Below are 7,504 nucleotides of genomic sequence, written 5' to 3' on the forward strand. Positions count from 1 at the left end.
CAACAGAAGCTGAAATAAATTCAGCTTAAACTATTTACGGGTGGACCTCGGAGGGAATACAAACTGCCGGAAAACGAAATAACTGTTTCCGCTGCAGTAAAAAAATAAGGGATTTCTTCAATACTGGAGTACAATTGATAGGAGAAATCTTTTGGAGTAATGTAACTGCCAAAAGCGAATTCACAAACATAACAATGGTCGACTTTCTGGTGTTGGTGTGTTATCTCTGTACCGGTAACATTGTATTTATGGTGGCACTGCTTTTCGGAAAGCTGTTTAGCCAAATGCTCATAGGTGTGCAGTGACTGAAACAGTATTGAGAACAAGACCGTAACAACCAGAGAAAGACTTACTATGAGTTTATTCTTTTTCATTCGAGCCAAAGGTAACAAAAACAAGAAAAAAGAAAACCATTTATCTCACAAAATATATTTTTGCGAAACAAATGGTTTCATTTTAAAAATAAAAATCGATTTATACCAATTTAGCTGCGATCAAATATTCAGCAATCTGGATGGTATTTGTCGCTGCTCCTTTTCTCAAGTTGTCCGCAACAATCCACATATTTAAAGTATTTTCTTGGCTTTCGTCACGACGAATTCTACCTACAAAAACGTCATCTTTTCCTTGCGCATACATTGGCATTGGGTACGTGTAGGTGTCATTATTGTCCTGTACGACTACGCCATCGGTATGATGCAAAATGTTTCGTACTTCGTTTACATCAAAATCGTTCGTAAATTCTACGTTTACCGCTTCACTGTGTCCGCCTACAATTGGCACCCGTACCGCAGTCGCTGTAACAGCAATTGTATTATCGCTTAATATTTTTTTGGTTTCACGTACCAATTTCATCTCTTCTTTCGTGTACCCATTTTCTTCAAAAGAATCACATTGTGGAATCGCATTTCTGTGAATTGGATATTTGTAGGCCATCTCACCCTGAACGCCTGCGTATTCATTTTCCAATTGTTGCACTGCTTTTACGCCTGTTCCAGTGATGGATTGATAGGTAGAAACAATGACCCGTTTGATGTTGTATTTTCTGTGCAACGGAGCCAGAACCAATACCATTTGAATGGTAGAGCAATTTGGATTTGCAATGATTTTATCTGCGGCGGTCAATTCTGTTGCATTGATTTCCGGAACGATTAATTTTTTAGTCGGATCCATTCGCCAAGCCGATGAATTATCGATAACGGTTGTTCCTGCTGCTGCAAATTTTGGAGCCCACTCCAGTGAAGTGTCGCCTCCTGCAGAAAACAAAGCAATATCTGCTTTCATATCTACTGCAGTTTGCATGCCTACCACTTTATATTTTTTGCCCTTGTATTCAATTTCTTTACCCACTGAGCGCTGTGAAGCAACGGGAATTAACTCGGTTACAGGGAAATTTCTTTCTGCCAAAACTTTCAACATTACTTCGCCAACCATTCCGGTAGCTCCTACAACTGCTATTCTCATAGTATATTTTTAGTATTACTTCGTCCGTTCTCCTTTCAGGCTCGGGTGAATATTAAATTTGAAGTACAAAAGTAAGTAATATTGAAATCAAAACAAGGAGGTTAACAAAAAATAACAAAATGTTATATTTTCAACAAATTAAAAGACAACCTCAAATTTCCCATTAAAAAATCTGCTCTTTTTTAATCGCAAACCTATAAATAGTATTTTAAACCATTAAGAGATTAAGAAAACTAAGTTGTAAAGTATTTCTCCCGGCACCTTATTATGTTAAGGATGAAAATCATCTTGTTTTATATAACCTTTTGAATAAAGAAAAAAAGGCCTCTTTCCCAAAGCGGTTTAGCTATCCTGTAGTCGAAATTACTTTTTCAATAAATCTCTAATCTCAGTCAGCAATTGTTCCTGTGTTGGTCCAGCTGGAGCAGCGACGGCAACAACTTCCTTTTTCTTGGCCTTTTCAGCAGCTCTTAAAACTACAAAAATAAAGAATGCAATTATTATGAAGTTGATAATGGCTTGGACCAAATTACCGTAGGTAATCACGGCGGCACCCGCAGCTTTTGCAGCAGCCAGGGTTTCGTAACTATTTCCGTCTAAGGTGATGAATTTTTGGGTAAAATCAATTCCTCCGGTTAACAAACCAACAACTGGCATTATAACATCATCAACAGCTGAGCCTACAATTTTGCCAAATGCTCCAGCAATAACAACCGCAGTTGCTAAACTTAAAACGTCTCCCTTCATCAAAGAGGCTTTGAAATCACTAAAAAATCCCATAATTTATTTTTTTAGGTTAAAATTTACTTCTGACAAACGAATTTAATAAAAATTTTAAAAGTAGTAACAGTCCTTTCTTCTAAATTTAATCGCTACCTATAAAACACGCGTTTCACCCGTTGCGAAATACTGGTCAAAATTTCATAGGGAATTGTATTTAATTTCTGGGCTATAAAAGAAACCGTTGGATTTTCGCCAAAAATAAGTATTGAATCACCTTCTTTGCATTCAATGCCGGTGACATCAACCATCAGCATGTCCATACAAATACTCCCAACGATATAGGCTTTGGTGTTTTTTACCATAACAAATCCCAAACCATCTCCCCAGCCTCTGGAAATCCCATCAGCATATCCTATGGGAATTGTAGCAATTTTTGTTGGTTTTTCGGCTACAAATCGGCGGCCATAGCCTACGCTTTCTCCAGCAGCAATCGTTCTTATTTGTGAGATCACGGATTTTAGTGTCCCCACATTTTCGAGTTGCTTTTGTTCTTGGGCATCATTTGAAACTCCATAAAGACCAATTCCTAGCCGAACCATATCGTATTGCGAATCCAGAAAATTGCTTATTCCAGAGGTGTTCAGGATGTGACGCAAGGGTTTTATTTGCAATTCAGACATCAATTTAGAGGATACTTTCTCGAACAAATTAATTTGGGAATGAGCAAAATCCATGTGTTCAAGATCATCGCTCGTAGCCAAGTGTGATAAAATACTTTTTATTTGCACGGTACTGTTTCCTCTTAGCGCAGCTATCAGTTCATCGAGGGTATTTTCTTCAAAGCCCAATCGATGCATGCCGGTATCGAATTTAATATGAATTGGAAAATGCTTTAAATTTTTTTGTTTTGCTATTTTCAAGAACGCATATAAACCTTTTAAACAGTAAATTTCCGGTTCCAACTGATGTTGAATAATAGCCGAAAAACTAGTATTCTCTGGATTAAGGACCATAATAGGCAAATTAATGCCCCCGTTTTTTAATGAAATTCCTTCATCGGCAAAAGCCACGCCCAAATAATCTACTTTATGATGTTCCAGTAATTTAGCAATTTCGAGTCCGCCGTTTCCGTACCCGAATGCTTTTACCATAACCATAATTTTTACTTTTGGTAGCAACTTTGATTTAAAAAAATTCAGGTTGTAACTAATAGCATTCAGGTTGATTTCTAGGACCGTTTCATGTGTCTTCTCCTCTAATAAATATACAATTTCTTCAAACTGGAACGATCTCGCCCCTTTTATCAAAATGGTTTCATTACCAAAGTCCAAGTTTTCAAAATCAGCGACAAATGCAGCTGTGTTTTGGAAAGTACTGCAGTTAGCAAACTTGTTTTTAAATGCTGAAATGGTTTCGCCAATACCAATTACCCGTGTAATCCGGTTGGAAACAATTAGCTCAGCCACCTTCGAGTACAACACATCGTTAGGCAAACCGCTTTGAAAAATATCAGATAGAATGACTGTTTTCTTTTTATACTGTTTTTGACTTTCAAGAAAATCCAACGCAATTTTTAAGGATTGAAAATCAGAACTGTAACTGTCATCAATAATACTGCTATTGTTGATTCCGTTTTTGACTTTTAATCGCATTTCTACCGGATACAACAACTCCATGCGGTTTTGAATCGTTCTGTCATCGTATTTAAAATACAACAAAACCATCAAACAGGAAATTGCATTTTCTATCGACGCCTCATCCTGAAATGGTATTTTTATGTCAAACTTGTTGTTGTTTTGTAGCACCGTCAAAACGGTCTTGTCTAAAACTCCCTTTTTAGTAATCAGAACCGAAGCCTTAGCATCGTTATAACTCCAGCAAAAAACGGCGGTATCGGGACGGATCAACAAATCAATTGTTGGATTTTTATGATAAATAATGACTTGGACATCCTGGAAAAGTTTCAATTTTTCTTTGATTTTGTCACTGATATCAGCAAAACCTTCGTCATGTGCCGTCCCTATATTCGTGAGAATTCCAATCGTAGGTTTAATGATTTTTTCGAGTTTTTCCATTTCTGAAACCGTAGAAATACCGGCTTCAAAAATTCCTAAATTGTGTTTTTCATTTATCGCAATCACAGACAGCGGAACACCAATTTGAGAGTTGTAACTCTTTGGACTTCGGATAACGTTATAATCCGGACTTAATAAAAAATTAAGCCATTCTTTGACTATCGTTTTACCGTTACTTCCCGTAAGCCCAATGATAGGAAAATCAAAGAGGCTGCGATATGCTGCGGCAAATTGTTGCAAAGCCAACAAGGTATTGGTCACTACGTAAAAATTAGCTTTCCCTTCACAATCTTCAGGAATATGGGTAACTACAAAATTCTGGACGCCACTTGCAATTAAATTTTTGAGATAAAGGTGCGCATCCGTATTGGCTCCAACCAATGCAAAAAACAGCGTTTTCGGGCCATTTTGCAAAGAACGACTGTCTATAGAAATAGAATCAATAGCCATCGTACTGCTGGTTCCAATAAACTTTGCGGGGATATTTTGTATGCTATTTAGAATTTTTTTGCTCATGGAATAAAAAAAAGATTGAGGTGAATTTCTTTTTTGAAAATGATACTTTCAACAGGCTGTTTATTTGCAAAACTTCCTCAAAAATAGCACTTCTTTTCAAAACGAAGCGACAGATATACGATAATTATGAGCAATTTCGTTTATTAAAAACAAGAAACTCTTTTGATATGCTTTACTAATTTTGACAGATTACCTATATTTGTTTGATACAAAATCAAAACTATTGAAAAAAACTCTTCCCCTTTTCTCTTATATTTTCCATCCAATATTCATTCCGGCAATGGCAACATTGTTCTACCTTTTTTTTAATGGATCTGATTTTGTGAGTCAAGAAAAGATATTCATTTTTTTTCAGGTGTTGATTGTGACGGTGTTAATTCCTGTTTTGGCCTTTTTTCTCTTACGCGCTACAGGAAATATAGATTCCATAATGGTTTCTAAAATATCCCAGCGTAAAATACCCTTAATACTTCATTGTTTCTTGATCATCTTATTAGTTCGAAAAAGTATCACTATTGATTCCTATCCAGAGTTGCATTTTTTTTTATTGGGGGGACTTTTGAGTTCATTATTAGCTCTAATCCTATTGTTTTTGCAGATAAAAGCAAGCCTGCACATGATAGCTTTCAGCTCTTTGACTGTATTTATCATTGGATTAAGCCTGCACCTTCAAATTCAAAATATTTTTACTATTGCATTACTACTACTGTTGAATGGCGTGGTCGCGACTTCCAGACTGGAAATGAAAGCGCATACCATTAAAGAACTCCTTTTAGGTTTTGTTCTGGGAATTATTCCACAATTGCTTCTATTGGTTTTATGGCTATAAAATATAAAATACTATGCCAATATTTAATGCTTTCATGGTAATTGACTTGTCTTCTATTTTTGCCGATTTGAATATTGAATTTAAACCATAATAGGCATACAAATTAATTGTATTGTATCCTGCAGAGACATAAGCCCCGTATTGTAATTTATTAAAATCTTTATTTCCTGTAACCACCACTTTGCCTTGAGCACTATCAAAAACGGACTTGTCGTAGAGCAAATAACTAAACTTTATTCCTGTATAAATGCGCCAAAATTTATGGCTTTCATAAGTAGAGGTTCGCCATCTAAACTCAACAGGAACATCAACTGAAAGTAGGGAAAACTTATTTTTATTATAATCCCTATTGGCATCAATCAGGGCATAAACTGGCATACCGTCTGTTGCAGAAATGGCTATGTTTTGATTGTAATTATTATATGTAAATCCAATACCGGAAGCTATTGCAACGGTTCTCTTTTTATTTAAAGGCATATCCCGCAAAAAACCACCTGACAAACCCGACGAAAATTTGCTTTGTGACAACCCCGAAGGGCCGTCCGTCAATATATTGTAAGTGATCCCAAAATAGAACTGATCCTCACGATACAAGGAATCCACTTTCATAATTAGAGTATCTTGTGATGGTGTATTTTCCTGAGAAAAAACAGTAGCAACCATTAGCAGCAGAAAACAACTAAGAAAAATTCGCATAATTTTTTGGTTTTAAATCGCTCAATGATTCTATCAAACACCTTTGGCTTCCAATTCTCATTAAAACGATACAAATATACCCTTTTGATCGTTTTGTGATAAATAACAACCACAAATAATCCTTTTTAAGACCTTTAAAGATAAAAACGCTCTAAGTTCTTGCAGCCACGGAATTCTATTTGACAGAAAGGACTGAACTACCCTTGTTGACCTAAAGGAAGGACGGCTCACAAAAAATTAATACTGGTATTGCCTGCTGATCTTTTTTTGTTTACTCTCTTGACAAACTAAAAAATTGACCACGCCCTAAAACAAAAAATGCTCCCCTTTTAGGAAGCATTATTTCATCGCAGAGAGGAAGGAGTTGTTTGTTTTTATAAAGTGTCTTAAAATAAGGCTTTGCAAAGCTTTTATTTTAAGTGACACCTCAACTGACACCTCTCAATATGTTAGCAAATTGTTCTAAATTTCAATTATTCAAATATAAGGATTTTTTTGCTGGAATTAATGATTAATTATAATAATTTGAACTGGTTAGACAATATTTTTTGAACTGGTAAAGTTCAAAATTTAGTTGCCTAAAATTTAATTTCTATCCAATTATCAAGGGTTCAAATTGTTCAATTTTTAGGCTGGTGTATTGGCAAAATTCCTCAATAGATACAAACTCATTTTGGAGCTTATTGAGCTCTTGTCTGATTTTTTGAAGCAGTCTAATACTTTGACGATAACTTTTTCCTGTTATGCGTTGTATGTCTTTCGGGTAGATACACAATCTCTTGTTTTCGGTTCTCATACTCTATCTATGGCTTTGATTGGGCGTTGCCTAACTTGAAACCTCTATGATTCAAGTTCTGGCACTCAATAAAAATAGTAAATAATTCCTTTCGTTCAGAAGCGGCAATTTACTTCTATTTATGATGAGTATTTCTGCCATTTATGTCACAAAGTGACACATGGAATAGTGATGTCTTTTTTATGTGGTTTAATTGACTAAAATTTGTTTCATAATCAATCGAAAGGATTGCCCGTGTCTTTTTATACGATAATCTTTAATTTGGCTTCGTCGTGTTCTTTGAAAGCGTTACTTGAGTTTAATTGCAATTCTAAATCTTCCATAGTATCTGCTTTTAATGTTGCACTAAAATCTTGTGCTCGTTGTAGCATTTTTATATAGGCTAATGGATCTTGTTGCCTTGTT

The 7,504-nt window shown here is 35.6% G+C and carries 6 protein-coding genes; 1 reads left to right on the plus strand and 5 read right to left on the minus strand.

The window, feature by feature from the left end; translation table 11 throughout:
- Window positions 1-20: 20 nt before the first annotated feature.
- The 4 genes from EKL98_RS09565 to EKL98_RS09580 form a co-directional block, all read right to left on the minus strand.
- Entirely contained in the window at window positions 21-374 is a 354-nt protein-coding gene (locus EKL98_RS09565) for a hypothetical protein (protein WP_126553897.1), read from the minus strand.
- A gap of 100 nt (window positions 375-474) precedes the next feature.
- Entirely contained in the window at window positions 475-1,464 is a 990-nt protein-coding gene (locus EKL98_RS09570) for an aspartate-semialdehyde dehydrogenase (RefSeq protein ID WP_126457529.1), read from the minus strand.
- 363 nt (window positions 1,465-1,827) lie between these two features.
- A complete protein-coding gene (gene mscL / locus EKL98_RS09575; RefSeq protein ID WP_126457530.1) occupies window positions 1,828-2,244 on the minus strand; it encodes a large conductance mechanosensitive channel protein MscL in 417 nt (138 codons plus the stop codon).
- 92 nt (window positions 2,245-2,336) lie between these two features.
- On the minus strand, window positions 2,337-4,778 hold the full coding sequence (locus tag EKL98_RS09580) for a bifunctional UDP-N-acetylmuramoyl-tripeptide:D-alanyl-D-alanine ligase/alanine racemase (protein ID WP_126562162.1): 2,442 nt from the start codon (window positions 4,776-4,778) through the stop codon (window positions 2,337-2,339).
- Window positions 4,779-5,001: 223 nt separating this feature from the next.
- On the opposite strand from EKL98_RS09580, the gene EKL98_RS09585 reads away from it, so the two are divergent.
- Window positions 5,002-5,607: a hypothetical protein gene (locus tag EKL98_RS09585; RefSeq protein ID WP_126457532.1), complete on the plus strand. Its 606-nt coding sequence runs from the start codon at window positions 5,002-5,004 to the stop codon at window positions 5,605-5,607.
- On the opposite strand, the gene EKL98_RS09590 is transcribed toward EKL98_RS09585, so the two are convergent.
- Window positions 5,602-6,303, minus strand: coding sequence for a porin family protein (locus EKL98_RS09590; RefSeq protein ID WP_126454357.1), 702 nt, complete (start codon window positions 6,301-6,303; stop codon window positions 5,602-5,604). The two genes, EKL98_RS09585 and EKL98_RS09590, sit on opposite strands and share 6 nt — an antisense overlap.
- Window positions 6,304-7,504: the final 1,201 nt, after the last annotated feature.

It is taken from the genome of Flavobacterium bomense, assembly GCF_003970355.1.